This is a genomic window from Sporomusa sp., from assembly GCF_035561155.1.
GTDB lineage: Bacteria > Bacillota > Negativicutes > Sporomusales > Sporomusaceae > Sporomusa.
The window spans coordinates 1-15627 of the sequence record NZ_DATMYD010000116.1; the positions used below are offsets into that span (position 1 = coordinate 1).

Here is a 15627-nt window from a genome sequence, read left to right on the forward strand (position 1 = left end):
ATTTAAGCTACCCACCGCAGTTTAGCTGTGAATCTTGTGGCGGGGTAATGCATCCACGTTACTATAAAGGGGTCCATGGATTCGAGTACCGGATTTCGGATGTGCTCGATACCAAAGGACCGCGTTAGCGGTTTTTCTTACTGCTATTCCTCGTTAGATACCTTTGACTGCTCAAGTTTCACTGTGTCCCTCTGCATAGCTGGAGACTTGTTCACAGATAAACTGTTTTTGTTTACATGGAAAAGAGAGCCATTTATAATAGGTTTGTGGATATCTTTTTTTACTCTGCATAGGTTAGGCTGACTTTTTTTCGTGAAATCACATTTATCTAAACCCGCGGGCTGACAGCGGGTTTTTATTTGATTATTTTGCAAGCTGACGCAGAATCTGCTAGAATATACAATGATTAACACTAATATCAATACTTCAGAAAGTGCATGGAAGGGGTACATATAAATGGAACAAGAACTTAGAGTGCGCTTTGCGCCAAGCCCAACTGGGCCGTTTCATATCGGGGGTGCGCGATCGGCTCTGTTTAACTGGTTGTTGGCGCGTAAAGAGGGCGGCAAGCTGATTCTACGGATTGAAGATACCGACTTGGAGCGTTCGACCCGGGAATCTGAGGAAAACATCAAAGCGTCTTTGCGCTGGCTGGGTCTTGAATGGGATGAAGGTATTGACGTGGGTGGCGAGTATGGGCCGTATCGTCAGACAGAGCGACTTGACCTGTATCGCCAGTACACTGATAAGCTGTTAGCAAGTGGACAAGCGTATCACTGTTATTGTAGTGAAGCAGAACTTGATGCCGAACGTCAGGAACAGATGAATCGAGGCGAGACACCTCAGTATACCGGGCGCTGTCGCAATTTGAGCCAAGCTGATCGCGAGCGCTTTGCCGCCGAGGGGCGCAAGCCTACGGTTCGTTTCCGTGTGCCTGAAAATCAGCAGATTATATTTAAAGACATGGTGCGGGATACGGTAAGTTTTGATTCTAATGGTGTGGGTGACTTTGTTGTTGTAAAATCGGATGGTATTCCGGTATATAACTATGCTGTGGTGCTTGATGACGCGCTTATGAAAGTGACCCATGTAATTCGGGCTGAAGAACATCTGTCTAATACTCCGCGCCAGATTTTGATTTATCAGGCGCTTGGGCTGCCCTTGCCGCAGTTTGGCCATATTTCGTTGATCTTGGGTAAAGACCGTACCAAGATGAGCAAGCGCCATGGCGCAACCTCGGTTGAGCAGTATAAAAAATTGGGTTATTTGCCTGAGGGGATTGTAAACTTCTTAGCACTTTTAGGCTGGGCACCTCCCGGTGAACAGGAGATATTTAGCGCAGATGAGCTTGTTGAGCAGTTTTCGATGGACCGGGTAGCCAAAAATCCGGCCGTATTTGATGTTGATAAACTTAACTATATTAACGCGCACTATATGAAGCAAGCCGCTCCGGAACTTATTACAGAGCTGGCCTTACCACACCTTCAGGCTGCCGGCTATATCGGCGAACACCTGACGGCTGACCAAAAAGAATGGTTGATAAAAGTAGTGGCTGAACTTCAGGGTTACATTAGCTACGCCGCACAAATTACTGAACACATTGATGTATTCTTTAATGATGATTTTCACTTTGAGAGCGAAGAAGCACATGAGATTATGAAGGACGCTGATATACCGAAAGTAATGGAAGCTTTCAAAGCCAGATTGGCTGATTTAGAGCCTGTTGAACCTGCAGCCGTTCAGGCTATTCTTAAGGGTATCACCAAAGAGTTGAAGTTGGGCGGCAAAAAGGTGTACATGCCGGTTCGTATCGCCATAACCGGTAAAATGCACGGGCCTGAGCTCATTAACCTTATTCCCCTAATTGGCAAAGAACGTACCTTAGCGAGAATGGATTCCCTTTTGGCTAAAGTATAATTTGCGGGTATAGACGGCGAGATTGCTGCTTGACATAGCCAAGCAGCCGTTAGTATAATTTATTCATAAAACCGATTCACATACTCGGAAATAAGAACTTTGGACAACAATAACTACCTTAAATGAATAGGTACTGGTTAATCGCCAGCACCAAAAATGCAATGATCCAGGAGAAGTATGCGTTCATCTCCCCTCAGAGAGGCGCCGCCACCGGCTGTAAGCGGCGCTGGGTAAGGGTTCGTAGAAATGCACCTGGTAGTAAGATGGGTGAAAGTTAAAGTAGGCCGTCTCGGTTGCTGCCGTTATCAGCGTAAAGCAGGGGATATTATACCCAAGCAGAGTGGAACCGCGGGCCACCGTCTCTGTATTGAGACGGTGGTTTTCTTATGCCCGTTCTAAATTATTTTAAGGAGGGAATACTATGTTCAAGCGGATAAAACAAGACATTAAGGTAGTATTTGAGCGTGACCCCGCAGCGAAAAGCGTAATCGAAGTCCTATTGTGCTATCCTGGTCTACATGCTATCTGGCTGTACCGCATTTCCAACTATTTATTTAAACGCGGCTGGGTGCTTGTACCGCGCATGATTTGCTATTTTAATCGCTTATTAACTGGAGTGGATGTTCATCCAGGGGCAACTATCGGTGAAGGGCTGTTTATCGACCATGCTACCGGCGTAGTCATTGGCGAGACTTGCATTATTGGTAATAACGTTACCCTGTATCAGGGAGTCACGTTAGGAGGTACCGGCAAAGAAAAGGGTAAGCGCCATCCGACTATCGGCAATAATGTTGTTGTGGCCAGCGGCGCTAAGGTACTAGGTTCATTTACTGTTGGCGACAATTCCAAAATTGGCGCCGGCTCGGTAGTATTGCGCGAGGTTCCGCCTAACTCCACCGTTGTTGGCATACCAGGCAAAGTTGTTTGGCATGATGGAAAGAAAATAAACCGCCCTGATATAGACGGTATCGACCTGGAACACGATGATTTGCCAGACCCTGTTGCAGAAATGCTACTCTGTATGCAACGAAATATGAAACGATTGGAATCACGGATTGAACAGTTGGAAAAGGAGCTGAAACAGCATGAGTCTGAAGGTGTATAACACCCTGACCAAGCAAAAGGAAGAGTTTGTCCCACTAACGCCAGGTAAAGTAAAAATGTATGTTTGCGGCGTTACTCCCTATAACCATCCGCATATCGGCAATGCCCGTCCGTTTATAACCTGGGATGTAATCCGCCGTTATTTAGAATATTCAGGCTATGAAGTTTACCATGTTCAGAACTTTACTGATGTTGATGATAAAATTATCAATGCGGCTAAGAACGAGCAAGTGACCTGGGATGTTATTGCTAACAGATATATTGCATCATACTTTGAGGTTATGGACACGCTTAATATCCGTCGGGCACATGTATATCCCAAGGTGTCTGATCATATTCCTGAGATTATCGCTATGATTAAAACGCTTGTTGACAAAGGCTTTGCTTATGCTGTTGACGGTGATGTTTATTACAGTGTTGAACAGTTCCCGGACTATGGTAAATTGAGCGGGCGGAATCTTGAAGATATGAAGGCCGGTGCCCGGGTTGATGTTGACGAACGCAAGAATCATCCGATGGACTTTGCTTTATGGAAAAGCGCCAAGCCGGGCGAACCGGCCTGGGATAGCCCCTGGGGGCCGGGAAGACCGGGTTGGCACATTGAATGCTCAGTTATGTCATATAAGTATTTGGGCGCAAGCTTCGACTTCCATGGCGGCGGCAGCGACCTGGTGTTCCCGCATCATGAAAATGAGATTGCACAATCCGAAGCCTTTACTGGTATTGAACCGTTTGTTCGTTTTTGGCTGCACAACGGCTTTATTACCGTGAATGAAGAAAAGATGAGTAAATCACTGGGCAACTTCTTTCTTGTCATTGACATCCTTGAGCACTTCCGGCCGGAAGTGTTACGCTTCTTTATTCTGTCAACTCATTACCGGAGTCCGCTTGATTTTAGTGATGAGCGATTGGATGAAGCTGGACGAAGCCTGGAGCGCCTAAAGACAGCCAGGGAAAATCTAACTTACCTGGAAACCTTCCCGGCAGGCAATTCCAGTGCAGACTCTCAGGCGCTCGTTAAAGCTGCCACTGAGTCCATGTCTGAGTTTGTTGCCGCGATGGACGACGATTTCAACACCGCGTTGGCTATTAGCACAATGTTTGGTTTAGCCAAAGAGATTAATATCTATCACAGTAAGGTTGCCGGTGGAAAAGCCGACTTGGATACTGAGGCTCTGGCGCAAGTCGCCAAAGTCTACAGCCAGATGGCTGAGATCGTAGGAATACGGACTGATGGCGCTGGTACAGCTCAAGACGGCAATGATGAACTGATTAATGAGCTTATGAATCTCATCATTGATATTAGGCAAGAAGCACGTCAGAAGAAAGATTGGGCAACGGCTGACCAAATCCGCGACAAATTAGCTGCAGCCGGCATTGTTCTCGAAGACTCGCCACAGGGAGTCAGGTGGAAAAAGCGGTGAAATTTGATCACTTTCAAAAGTTAGTTGATAACTTTTTTACAATCAATGAAGCCGGGGAAGTTTCCCCGGCTAAATATGGTGATATTGCTCCCGAGCGGCTGTCGCCGTTAGTATTGGCGTATGTGGGTGATGCCTATTTTACACTATATGTGCGAACACGTCTGCTAGGGTATGAACAAAATAAGGTAAGGGTGTTACATACCTTTGATGCAAAGATTGTATCGGCTGTCATGCAGTCTAAAGCCATTAAAATACTGGAAGACCAGCTTACGCCCGACGAAGCCGATATTGTGAGGCGGGGCCGTAACGCTAAGTCGACAGTACCCAAGAGTGCTTCGATTGCTGAATACCGCTATGCTACAGGCTTTGAAGCACTAATGGGTTATCTATATTTGCAGAAAAGATACGACAGGCTGTCGGAAATTGTTGACAAAGCTTTCGCTATTATTTCCCGGGAAATGACAGCTGTTGCTAAAAAGTAACTAAAAGGGAGAGTTGCCGCCATGAAATTAAAATTGATTCAATATACCCCGGACCCTGAACGTACGGTAGCTATGTCGGCGCGGCTCTGTTATTCCGCCAGTGGTGCTGAAGAATTGGTACAAACGATGTCTGATGTGCAGGTTGGCACGTTAATTGACAAACTTTTCGGCATGGGGCACTTATCGACATTTGAACACGTGAGCTTTACCTTTGCTATTGAAGGGATCTCCCGGGTGCTTACTCATCAGCTTGTCCGCCACCGTATTGCTTCATACTCCCAGCAGTCACAGCGGTATGTAAGCGAGCATGGCTTTGAGTATATTTTACCGCCCACGGTTGCCGCTAACCCTGAGGCTAAGGCCAAATATGACGTTCTTATGAGGCAGGTTCAGCAGACATATGATGAATTGGTAGCTCTCGGTGTGCATCAGGAGGATGCACGCTATGTACTGGCTAACGCTACTGAAACCAAAATTGTTGTAACCATGAATGCGCGTGCGCTGCTGCACTTTTTTGAAAAACGGTGCTGCCAACGGGCGCAGTGGGAAATACGTAATCTGGCTAATGCTATGCTGGCTGAGGTTCAAACGGTTGCACCCCGCCTATTTACCAAAGCAGGACCCACTTGTGTATCTGGCGGCTATTGTACAGAAGGGTCTTTATCCTGTGGTCGACTGGCAGGAATTAAAAAGCAAAAGTAGAACAAATAAAAATAAGTATAAACATTATAAAATAAGTTATAGACAATCAAGCTATTTTGCTGGAGGTAATTTACAGTGCGGCGTGTACTTCGGGAAGGTATTCAAACAGGTATGCAGCTGGCGCAGCCTGTTTACGGACTTAATGGTCAGATAATATTAAACAGCGGTATTGAACTAACTGAATTTCATATTTCCAGGCTGTCAGAACTTGATATTAAGTATATATACATTGAGGGAGAAGCCCAACTTATCGACCCTAATGATGAGGCAGCGCAAAATGCCAGGAATGAGATTGTGCTGAACGCGCATCTGGCGCTTGAGGAAGTGCGTGTTGGCAAATATGTTCAAACAGAGGCTGTCAAAAGTAAGGTATTAGCGCTGTTAGACGAGTGTTGTATGCACAAGGAAATCCAGCCGTTATTTACTGCTATGCAAGCCTGCAATGATTATCTGTTTAAACATGCTGTCAGTGGTTATTTCTTTGCCACGATAATGGGAATCAGCCGAGGACATGAAGGACAGCGGTTGCGGGACCTAGGTCTGGGAGCGCTTCTCCGGGATGTTGGTATGATTACTATTTCCCGTGATATACTCAATAAGCCTGACGCATTAACCCCGGAAGAAATGGCAATTGTAAAAAAACATACTGAGAAGGGCTATGAAATTCTGCAGCGTAACTCAGATATTAGTTTATCAGCAGCAAACTGTGCGTTACAGCATCATGAACGCTTTGATGGCAGCGGCTATCCGCGGGGTGCCAGCGACAGTGGCATCCATGAGTTTGCACAGATTGCGGCGATTGCCGATGTATATTCTTCGATGACAGCAACGACCCCGTACCGGAAAGCCTTATCTGTCTATGATACATTGGCTATTATTCAAAAAGCCGGCGCTGCCTATTTTAACCCGGAGCTTATTCAGGTTTTAATAAATAATGTAGCTATTTACCCATTGGGTGCTGTTGTCCGGCTGAATAATCAATCAATGGGTATCGTCCACGACTACGCTGACGAGCAAAGGACTAAACCAATTATTAATATTACCGCAAACGCGGCAGGTGAGCGGGTTAGCCAAACAGTTACTATTGATATGGAAGCCAACCCAACTCTGTATATTGCCGAAGTTTCTTAAAGGTTCTCTGGTTAATGGCATTACCGGCGACGGGTGCGCAATCTGTTTTTCTCTTAAGTCAACTTTGCAGAGTGAATCATTAATGGACAAACGGCAGGATTATATTCTGCCGTTTTTTCATAATAATAAGAAACACGGAAACTTTATCCGATGACCAAGCCGCTCTAAGACTCCCATCTTCTACAAGTGGGAGTTAAGAGCGGCTAAGTCCCTGGATAAGGTCGACTAAACTTCAGATGGGGTTAAAACCCCACCTGAAGCTAAGTCTCACTTTATTTTTTAAGGAGCGATAATTATGTCTGATGATGCAGAAATAATAGCCGGTCGCAATAGTGTGCTGGAAGCGTTAAAAGCCGGACGATCACTGAACAAAATCCTTGTCGCCAAAGGGGAAAGGCAAGGTTCAATCCGCGATATTATTAGTCAGGCCCGGGAACAGGGCTTGGTAATACAAGAAGTTGACACCGCCAAGCTTGACCAGATGTCGGCTGGAGTGCGGCATCAAGGTGTCGTTGCTCTGGCTGCGCCGGTGGCTTATGCTGATATGGATGATATTTTATCGGCGGCTTACGGGAAAGATGAGCCGCCATTTCTGGTTCTCTTGGATGAACTAGCCGACCCGCACAATGTTGGAGCCATTTTACGCACGGCTGATGCGACAGGTGTTCACGGTGTACTTATTCCGAAACGGCGTAGTTGTCCACTTACCCAAACCGTGGCTAAAACCTCGGCCGGTGCAGTTGAACATGTACCGGTAGCTCGAATTGGCAATGTGTCTCAAACACTTAAAGCTTTGAAGAAGCAAGGCCTTTGGGTAGTGGGAGCTGATATGGACGGAACTAAAGACTATTACGAAGCTGACCTTACCGGGCCTGTTGTCATTGTTGTCGGGAGCGAGGGCGAGGGCATGGGGCGTCTAACTAAAGAGGCCTGTGATTTCGTTGTACGCATTCCCATGCGCGGAAAAATTACCTCTCTCAACGCTTCTGTGGCGTGTTCGCTCTTGCTCTATGAAGTTCTTAGACAAAGGGAGTTGAAAGCAAAATGAAACGCTGGGTGGGGATGATTCTGGCAGTGGCAGTAGTTCTAATAGGGACAGCCGCTTTTTGGCTGACCCGGCCGCTGTTTGCCCAAACAGTGTACAATGGTGTGACGGTTGCAAGCATCGAGGTTGCCGGAAAAACCCGGGATGAAGTAGCCCAAATACTATATGTTTGGCAAAAAGATCAGAAAAGCAAGCCCATCTTGTTATCCTATGGCAGTGCAACGTTTCGCATAGAACCTGAGAATATTGATTATAGCATTGACGCAGAAGCAACGGCTGATGCTGCCTGGCAGGTTGGTCGTGAAGGCTCATGGTGGTTGAGACTAAGAAATATTCGAGACGTTCAAGCTCAGGGCTGGTCTATCCCCCTCAAAATCAAGTATAATGAGAATAAATTAGATACCATCCTAGAACAACTGCAGGAAACCGTAAACCGGCCGCCGCGCAATGCAACATTAAGCTTGCGAACAGGTGGCATTGTATCGGAGGTGGAGGGGCAGGAGATTGATGTTGCAGCTCTTAAAGAATTAATGCTGGCTGCCATTCACCGTGCCGATGCCAATACGATTATCCTGCCAGTCAAGCCGGTTTACCCTGAAATTACGGCCAGTGAGCTTGCCCAAAATGGCATTAAAGAACTGGTAGCTATGTATACAACCATGTTTAATACCGAAGATGCTAACCGCACTGTCAATGTAAAACTATCTGCACAGAAAATTAATGGTAAACTACTTTACCCTGGACAGATTTTTTCGTACAACGATACTGTCGGGCCAAGGGAAAAATCCCAGGGTTTTAAAGAGGCCATGGAGATCATTAACGGTGAATTTGTACCTGGAATAGGCGGCGGTGTGTGCCAGGTTTCGTCAACACTGTACAACGCTGTACTGCTGGCTGGGCTTAACATTGTTGAGCGTACTAACCATTCTAAGCCACTTTCCTATGTCCCGCTTGGACGGGATGCCACTGTTGTCTATAACGCGCTTGATTTTAAATTTGTCAACAACAGCCCGGCGCCAGTTATGATTATGGCTGAGGCAGTAGGAAATAAGCTTAATATAGGGATATTTGGGCAACGGGCGCTCGATAAAAATATTGATATTGTGACAGTTGACCAACAGGTAATTCAGCCAGCGACTATTAAAAAGGCCGACCCATCTTTGCCGCCTGGAGAAAACAAGGTTGAGAAACCAGGTAAGCCTGGCTATGAAGTGACTGTTATTCGGATCATACGTGATAATAATGGCAGAGAACTAAAACGCGAAATATTATCGCGTGACAAATATGCGCCTGACGACACTTTGATAAAAACGGGACCAGCCCCTAAACCGGTGAAAGCTAAAGTGAAGCGGACGGAGGATGCAGACAAGCCGTCTGAGGCCACCGGCATGCAGTAAGATTGGAGATTTTCTCTCGATGGACTTGTTAATCGTCGATGGTTATAATGTGATTAATGCTTGGTCTGAGCTAATTGCAGTTAAAGACAATTTAGAATATGCCCGATCTAAACTTGTGGACATACTCAGTGAATATGGTGCATATAAAGGATTTAGGACAATAATTGTGTTTGATGCACATATGGCCGCCGGTAAAAGTGTCAGCCAAATTCAAGCCGGCGAGTTGGAGGTGATTTATACCAAAGAAGGTGAAACAGCTGACAGCTGTATCGAGAAAATGGTATACTATCTTGTCCGCCAAGGTGAACGTGTCTATGTTGTCACATCCGATATGGCTGAGCAAATGTTTGTTTTAGGGGCTGGCGCATTCAGAATTTCAGCCCGTGAGCTAAAGAATGACGTTGCTAGTACCAAAAAAGAGATTAAAGCTAACATATCTCAGAAGGTATTAGCGCGAGACCGCCACGAGCTCGGCAACCGTCTGGGGAAAGATATCCTCAAACGCCTTGATGCGATGCGCAGAGATGGGCTTGACTAACTTTGCGCTTGAAGGTATAATTTATTTTGACAAGACGTGAACTAATACAGTAGGCACTAATCCGTTTAGTGCACTTTTATTTTTTTCACGATGAACAAATGGCCGATTTGAGTGGTTAAAGTATTAGTTTGGCCATTTATCGACAGCAAAATAAAACTGGTTGGGGGCGATGCGATGCGGGTTAATACTCAACGCGATCTGTATAGTTGTTTTGACAACTTAACTGATGAAGAAATAGTATTCGACGCCAAAGATAATGACAACACGGTCGCTCTGGAGTATTTGATTAATAAATATCGTAACTTTGTGCGGGCAAAAGCCAGATCGTATTTTTTAATTGGCGCTGAACGTGAAGACATCATTCAAGAAGGTATGATTGGCTTATACAAAGCGATTCGAGATTTCCGCAATGACAAGCTCTCATCATTTAGAGCGTTTGCTGAATTGTGCGTAACACGGCAAATTATTACCGCCATTAAGACTGCTACCAGGCAGAAGCACATTCCTTTGAACTCATACGTTTCTTTAAATAAACCCATTTATGACGAAGACTCTGACCGTACGCTCTTAGATGTGCTATCCGGTTCTAAAGTGACTGATCCGGAAGAACTGGTAATCAGCCGTGAGGAGTTTGTTGATATTGAAGAAAAAATGGGTGAAATTTTAAGCGATCTTGAGTGGAAGGTACTGATGTCTTACCTTGATGGGAAGTCGTATCAGGAAATTGCTGTTGAACTCGATCGCCATGTCAAGTCGATTGATAACGCCTTGCAACGGGTAAAACGCAAGCTGGAGCGCTACTTGGAAAACCGCGGTGAAGACAGCGATATTCGCGGTATGTATAGAGGTCTTACCGGTCTTAATAAAGATGCTCCGGCAGACTTGGCCAACTACAGCGAAAACTATGAAGAATAACGCAGCATAAATGACACCACTAGCCGGTGTCATTTTTTCTTATATTCCTTAAAAGATATACTATAGATGAGGTGATCGATTATATGGCTAAGTTGAACAAGGTAAAAACGATTGCAATATTGACTGGCGGCGGTGATGCGCCTGGACTTAATGCCGTAATTCGGGCTGTTGTGAGAACTGCGCTGGGGCAGGGTCTAACAGTCTGGGGGATTAAAAATGGTTTTGGCGGTATGGTTGAAAACCAAATGATTCAATTGACAGACAATAGTGTTGCTGGTATTTTGCCACGTGGTGGTACCATGCTAGGTACAACCAACCGCGATAATCCTTTTAGCTATCCTAAAAAACAGGATGGGAAAATTGTTTACCAGGACATGTCGGTTCAGGCGATGGACAACCTGCGGCAAGCCGGGATTGAGGCGCTTGTTGTTATTGGCGGTGACGGTACTCTTAAAATCGCCGCGGAATTTTATCAAATGGGTTTACCGGTAGTCGGTGTTCCGAAAACCATTGACAACGATATACCGGATACTGAACGGACTTTCGGGTTTGATACCGCTGTTGGCGTAGCTACTGATGCGCTTGACCGATTACATACTACCGCTGAATCCCATCACCGGGTAATGGTACTTGAGGTAATGGGCCGATATGCCGGCTGGATTGCACTGCATGCCGGGATGGCCGGCGGTGCTGACTGTATCCTAATTCCGGAGATACCCTTTAAAACAGACTCGGTTATCGCAAAAATTAAAGAACGCCAGCAACGCGGTCGACAGTTCAGCCTTATCGTTATTGCCGAAGGTGCTCATCCTCAAGGCGGGGAAATATCAATAGCGCGTATTGTCGAGGGCAGCCATGAGAAAGTACGCTTAGGCGGCATCGGTGAAAAACTGGCCAGAGAGATTGAGGAGCTTACAGGAATGGAGTCCCGCTGCACGGTGCTGGGGCATGTTCAGCGCGGCGGGACGCCAACTGCCTTTGACCGGGTGTTATCCACCCGATACGGTGTGGCAGCTGCCCAATGTGTACTCGATGGGGCGTTCGGTAATATGGTGGCATTGCAAAAAAACCAGATTATTCGTGTGCCAATTGTCGATATTGCCGGTAAAGCAAATAATGTCACAAGTGATAACGAGCTCTTAACAGCTGGCCGGGCGATCGGTATTTGTTTTGGTGATTAAAAAAGTTGTAGATAGGTTACACTAAGCCCTAAATATTGCGTGGTTTTATGTATCCGCGCAGTGGAGGGCTGCGATGGAAACGTTGGGCATTACCCTATTTCGGGTAGTTGCAGGTATGGGTGTGCTGCTCGTCATCATGCTGGCAATCGGACGCCGTCAGTTGGGTGAGCTTAGCTCCTTTGACTTTTTAACCTCAATTACCATTGGGGCTGTAGCGGGTGCGCTTATTGTTGATCACCGGATCGAGCTTGTAAGTTCGCTTATTGCCTTGTTGGCACTGGGGGGGATGCAACTGTTCGTCGGTTGGCTAAGCATCAAAATTCGCCCAGTTAATCACAAGCTGAACTTTAAGCCGCTTGTGATGGTGGAAAATGGCCAAATAATCAAAGAGAGCCTGCGTAAGGTACATATGCCTGTTGAGACCTTGTTGCAACTTCTGCGGGAAAAAGATGTTTTTGACATTACAATAGTCGAGCTTGCCGTCTTAGAACCTCATGGCAAACTAAGTGTGCTCAAGAAAGCAGAACATTTGCCGATAACACCAAGCCAGGTTAATTTTAATGTAAACCCCAACAGCATCTTAGTGCCTGTAATATTGGAGGGGAAATTGCAGGTGAAGGCACTGGCTGATATGGGATTTTCACCGCAGCAAATTGAAGAATTCCGCCGTCAGCATCTAAGCAGCATCCACAACGTCTTTATAGCTTTTATGGATCAAGAAAAACGGCTGCATGTGATTCATGATGACGCCCGGGAGCACAATGTGTTTTTACACTGAAGCCCCCGGGGTTTTTCTTACGCAGAATATTAAATTTCTTACTTGCGCAGGAAATTTAGTCGAAATATGGTAAAATAGTAACATGTCCAAAGGAGGTAGCCATGAAGAAACAGCGGTTTAATTTCTGTCCTAAGTGCGGCGGGCAATTAAATGTTCGCCAGGTTGGTGAGCGCGAGCGCTTGGTATGTAACAAGTGTGCCTATACGTTGTATGAAAACCCGATTGTCGGGGTCGCGGCTATTGTACGGCAAAATGGAACTGTTTTGCTGGGGCGGCGGGCTCCTAATGCCAGTTATTCAGGGCTGTGGTGCATACCGTGTGGCTATGTAGAATATGATGAAGATATCCGTGACGCCGTCAAACGGGAGTTCCTGGAGGAAACCGGGCTAGTCATTGAGCCAGGTCAGGTGTATACGGTTTTATCCAACTTTCACAACCCGTCTGTTCATACTGTTGGCGTCTGGTTTATGGCCCAAGTGGCTGGCGGCACCCTCTGCCCAGGCGATGACTTAGACCAAGTGGCCTACTTTTCGCTTGATTCGGTGCCAGACCTTGCGTTTCCTACAGATGCGCAGGTAATAAATATGCTTAAGGCAGAAAGTGACAAAGAATAGGAGGAAGTTACCCAGTGAGTGAAAACATGATTGCAGTAATTATTGGTATCGTAGAAGGGTTGACTGAGTTTTTGCCTATTTCGTCAACCGGACATATGATTTTGGTTGGTTCATTATTAGGATTTGAAGGGGAAAAAGCCAGTGTATTTGAGGTGTTTATTCAGTTAGGGGCCATTTTATCGGTGTTTATTTTATATAGAGACAAGTTTTTTGCGATGCTTAGACCAAAAACCCTTTCCATCTATGGCGGCGGTCTGACAGCTATGCATGTGCTAGCCGGGATTATCCCGGTAATGGGGATAGGGTATCTTCTGCATAAACCCATAAAAACGTACCTTTTTTCCCCTTACACTGTTATTATCGGGCTGATCCTTGGTGCTGTTCTTATGCTGGTGGCTGAAAAAACTTCGCAGCGTCCGGTAACCAATGATGTTGATAAGATGACAATCAAACAGGCCTTTTTCGTGGGATTATTTCAATTTTTATCCCTGTGGCCAGGCTTTTCCCGTTCTGGTTCAACGATTGCCGGTGGCTTATTTTTAGGGATGAGCCGCAAGGCGGCAGCCGAATTTTCATTTATTATTGCTGTACCGCTTATGCTGGTAGCATGCGTGTATGACTTAATGAAAATATGGAATCAGTTGAGCGTTGATGATTTTACCATGTTTGCCATCGGTTTTGTTGTTGCGTTTATCACAGCCTACATATCGATTGTTTGGTTTTTGCGGTTCCTTAATAACTCCACACTGGCATCGTTTGCTTATTACCGGTTTGTCGTCGCTGGGCTGTCCTACTATTATTTCTTCTTGCGGTAAATCGCAACAACTGCTTTTGCGCATGTTGCATAATAAATCGATGATATGCCAAATGATATCGATCTGTTGGAGGTAGTATTGTTTTGGACGTAAAATTAATTAATCCATTTTTAGAAGCAATAACAACAATCTTACCGCAATTAGGCTTTAAGGAAATTAACCGGGGTGGACTGGAGATAAAGGAACAAGTGTTACCAAGCCAGGGGGTTACTGTACTTATTGGTATCACCAAAGAAATTAAGGGTAATGTAGCGTACAATATGTCTGCCGATACAGCCAAGAAGGTAGCCTCTACCATAATGATGGGTATGCCGGTGTCTGAGATGGACGAAATGGCGCAGAGTGCCATTTCTGAAATGGTCAATATGGTTACTGCCAATGCAGCCATAAACTTTGAAAAGCAGGGGCTGGTTGTAGATATCTCGCCGCCCAGTATAGTTGTTGGTACTGGATATAGCGTACGGGTAAGCAATAGTAAGTACTTAGCGCTTAGTTTAATGGTTGACTCTCAGCTTATTGAAATCAACGTTGGACTTGCCTCATAATAAAAGAAAACACGGCTTATGCAAAGTCGTGTTTTCTTTATTATTTAAGGGTATGACTGTTGACTTTCCCTATTTCCTCTGGATAAAATAACCATGAAAAAAGATGTTGACACAGCATCGCCGGTATTATATAATATGTTTTGTCACTGAGACAAGGTAACTAAGAAAAAGATGCTGGCGTAGCTCAATTGGTAGAGCAGCTGACTTGTAATCAGCAGGTTGGGGGTTCAATTCCTCTGGCCAGCTCCATATGGAGGGATTCCCGAGTGGCTAAAGGGAGCAGACTGTAAATCTGCCGTCTATGACTTCGGTGGTTCGAATCCACCTCCCTCCACCAATTAAGGATCTATAGCTCAGTTTGGTAGAGCATCCGGCTCATAACCGGCGGGTCCTAGGTTCAAATCCTAGTAGATCCACCAATATCATGCGGTCGTGGCGGAACGGCAGACGCGCTAGCCTCAGGAGCTAGTGGGGGCAACCTCGTGGTGGTTCAAATCCACTCGACCGCACCATAAGCAGAGAACCAAGTTTTTAGGAACGAAAGTGACGCGGAAACTTGTGTGAATCGCTTAGTTCTGAGCGGTAGCGAAGAACATCCTATGAGGAAAAACCTATTATAATTAACATGCGGTAGTGGCGGAACGGCAGACGCACCAGCTTGAGGGGCTGGCGGGGGCAACCTCGTGATGGTTCAAATCCATTCTACCGCACCATTTAATACCAAACATTAAAGTACATAATAGTATTGACATAAATAAATAAAAATGCTATTATAATCTTCGGTCGTTAAATAAAGCGACAAAAGATGAACTGTAGTTTTAAGCGCATCCGTGTGCTTCGGTCCCGAGAAAGCGTGCCATCCATGGCACACTCGTGACACTAGTGCATCCATGCACGTCGTTCCCTGAAAACTGAACAATGTAAAGTAATGCATCATAAAATGCCAGATGTGCGTTGTGCTACTTGTAGCACAAACAAAAACATTTTTTTTGATTTAATGAGCCGATAAACGGCTTCAATAAATACACTTTATTGGAGA

At 45.6% G+C, this 15627-nt stretch carries 15 protein-coding genes, 5 tRNA genes and 1 other annotated feature; all 20 genes read left to right on the top strand.

The annotated features are described in order from the left end of the window. Positions 1-456 precede the first annotated feature (456 nt). The 20 genes from gltX (at position 457) to VN447_RS15930 (ending at position 15301) form a co-directional block, all read left to right on the top strand. Entirely contained in the window at positions 457-1917 is a 1461-nt protein-coding gene (gltX, locus tag VN447_RS15835) for a glutamate--tRNA ligase (protein WP_325526313.1), read from the top strand. Between the two features lie 152 nt (positions 1918-2069). Next, positions 2070-2284, top strand: a binding site (T-box leader). Positions 2285-2338: 54 nt separating this feature from the next. After that, complete coding sequence (gene cysE / locus VN447_RS15840) at positions 2339-3022, top strand: serine O-acetyltransferase (RefSeq protein WP_325526314.1); 684 nt, start codon at positions 2339-2341, stop codon at positions 3020-3022. Continuing rightward, entirely contained in the window at positions 3003-4445 is a 1443-nt protein-coding gene (gene cysS, locus VN447_RS15845) for a cysteine--tRNA ligase (RefSeq protein ID WP_325526315.1), read from the top strand. The genes cysE and cysS overlap by 20 nt, the downstream gene beginning before the upstream one ends. Then, positions 4442-4927, top strand: a complete 486-nt coding sequence (locus VN447_RS15850; RefSeq protein ID WP_325526316.1) for a Mini-ribonuclease 3 — start codon at positions 4442-4444, stop codon at positions 4925-4927. Before cysS ends, VN447_RS15850 begins: the two co-directional genes overlap by 4 nt. 21 nt (positions 4928-4948) lie before the next feature. Next, entirely contained in the window at positions 4949-5629 is a 681-nt protein-coding gene (gene thyX / locus VN447_RS15855) for an FAD-dependent thymidylate synthase (protein WP_325526317.1), read from the top strand. 75 nt (positions 5630-5704) lie between these two features. After that, a complete protein-coding gene (locus tag VN447_RS15860; RefSeq protein ID WP_325526318.1) occupies positions 5705-6760 on the top strand; it encodes an HD-GYP domain-containing protein in 1056 nt (351 codons plus the stop codon). A 295-nt stretch (positions 6761-7055) separates the two neighbouring features. Next, the gene (gene rlmB, locus VN447_RS15865; RefSeq protein ID WP_325526319.1) at positions 7056-7808 is read left to right on the top strand and encodes a 23S rRNA (guanosine(2251)-2'-O)-methyltransferase RlmB; all 753 of its coding nucleotides are present in this window, start codon (positions 7056-7058) and stop codon (positions 7806-7808) included. Continuing rightward, on the top strand, positions 7805-9202 hold the full coding sequence (locus VN447_RS15870; protein ID WP_325526320.1) for a VanW family protein: 1398 nt from the start codon (positions 7805-7807) through the stop codon (positions 9200-9202). The genes rlmB and VN447_RS15870 overlap by 4 nt, the downstream gene beginning before the upstream one ends. Before the next feature lie 19 nt (positions 9203-9221). Beyond that, positions 9222-9740 (top strand): NYN domain-containing protein, encoded by a 519-nt coding sequence (locus VN447_RS15875; protein ID WP_325526321.1) that lies wholly within the window; start codon positions 9222-9224, stop codon positions 9738-9740. A gap of 174 nt (positions 9741-9914) precedes the next feature. Further along, on the top strand, positions 9915-10655 hold the full coding sequence (gene sigH / locus VN447_RS15880) for an RNA polymerase sporulation sigma factor SigH (RefSeq protein WP_325526322.1): 741 nt from the start codon (positions 9915-9917) through the stop codon (positions 10653-10655). An 83-nt stretch (positions 10656-10738) separates the two neighbouring features. Next, positions 10739-11836, top strand: a complete 1098-nt coding sequence (locus VN447_RS15885; protein WP_325526323.1) for an ATP-dependent 6-phosphofructokinase — start codon at positions 10739-10741, stop codon at positions 11834-11836. 73 nt (positions 11837-11909) lie between these two features. Beyond that, positions 11910-12614, top strand: a complete 705-nt coding sequence (locus VN447_RS15890; protein WP_325526324.1) for a DUF421 domain-containing protein — start codon at positions 11910-11912, stop codon at positions 12612-12614. Positions 12615-12715: 101 nt separating this feature from the next. Further along, positions 12716-13228 carry an NUDIX hydrolase gene (locus tag VN447_RS15895; protein WP_325526325.1) on the top strand — a complete coding sequence of 171 codons (513 nt, stop codon included), beginning with the start codon at positions 12716-12718 and terminating at the stop codon, positions 13226-13228. A 14-nt stretch (positions 13229-13242) separates the two neighbouring features. After that, the gene (locus tag VN447_RS15900) at positions 13243-14043 is read left to right on the top strand and encodes an undecaprenyl-diphosphate phosphatase (RefSeq protein WP_325526326.1); all 801 of its coding nucleotides are present in this window, start codon (positions 13243-13245) and stop codon (positions 14041-14043) included. Positions 14044-14126: 83 nt separating this feature from the next. Next, complete coding sequence (locus tag VN447_RS15905; protein ID WP_325526327.1) at positions 14127-14588, top strand: chemotaxis protein CheX; 462 nt, start codon at positions 14127-14129, stop codon at positions 14586-14588. A gap of 173 nt (positions 14589-14761) precedes the next feature. Then, a tRNA-Thr gene (locus VN447_RS15910) sits at positions 14762-14837 on the top strand. Between the two features lie 3 nt (positions 14838-14840). After that, positions 14841-14925 (top strand) — tRNA-Tyr (locus VN447_RS15915). A 5-nt stretch (positions 14926-14930) separates the two neighbouring features. Then, positions 14931-15007, top strand: a tRNA-Ile gene (locus tag VN447_RS15920). 7 nt (positions 15008-15014) lie between these two features. Continuing rightward, positions 15015-15100: transfer RNA gene (locus VN447_RS15925), tRNA-Leu, on the top strand. Positions 15101-15215: 115 nt separating this feature from the next. Further along, a tRNA-Leu gene (locus VN447_RS15930) sits at positions 15216-15301 on the top strand. The last annotated feature ends 326 nt before the right edge of the window (positions 15302-15627 follow it).

Excerpts from the sequence above, each read along its gene's own strand:
- gltX (WP_325526313.1), top strand. The coding sequence starts at position 457 with ATGGAACAAGAACTTAGAGTGCGCTTTGCGCCAAGCCCAACTGGGCCG.
- cysE (WP_325526314.1), top strand. The coding sequence starts at position 2,339 with ATGTTCAAGCGGATAAAACAAGACATTAAGGTAGTATTTGAGCGTGAC.
- cysS (WP_325526315.1), top strand. The coding sequence starts at position 3,003 with ATGAGTCTGAAGGTGTATAACACCCTGACCAAGCAAAAGGAAGAGTTT.
- thyX (WP_325526317.1), top strand. The coding sequence starts at position 4,949 with ATGAAATTAAAATTGATTCAATATACCCCGGACCCTGAACGTACGGTA.
- rlmB (WP_325526319.1), top strand. The coding sequence starts at position 7,056 with ATGTCTGATGATGCAGAAATAATAGCCGGTCGCAATAGTGTGCTGGAA.
- VN447_RS15870 (WP_325526320.1), top strand. The coding sequence starts at position 7,805 with ATGAAACGCTGGGTGGGGATGATTCTGGCAGTGGCAGTAGTTCTAATA.
- VN447_RS15875 (WP_325526321.1), top strand. The coding sequence starts at position 9,222 with ATGGACTTGTTAATCGTCGATGGTTATAATGTGATTAATGCTTGGTCT.
- sigH (WP_325526322.1), top strand. The coding sequence starts at position 9,915 with ATGCGGGTTAATACTCAACGCGATCTGTATAGTTGTTTTGACAACTTA.
- VN447_RS15885 (WP_325526323.1), top strand. The coding sequence starts at position 10,739 with ATGGCTAAGTTGAACAAGGTAAAAACGATTGCAATATTGACTGGCGGC.
- VN447_RS15890 (WP_325526324.1), top strand. The coding sequence starts at position 11,910 with ATGGAAACGTTGGGCATTACCCTATTTCGGGTAGTTGCAGGTATGGGT.
- VN447_RS15895 (WP_325526325.1), top strand. The coding sequence starts at position 12,716 with ATGAAGAAACAGCGGTTTAATTTCTGTCCTAAGTGCGGCGGGCAATTA.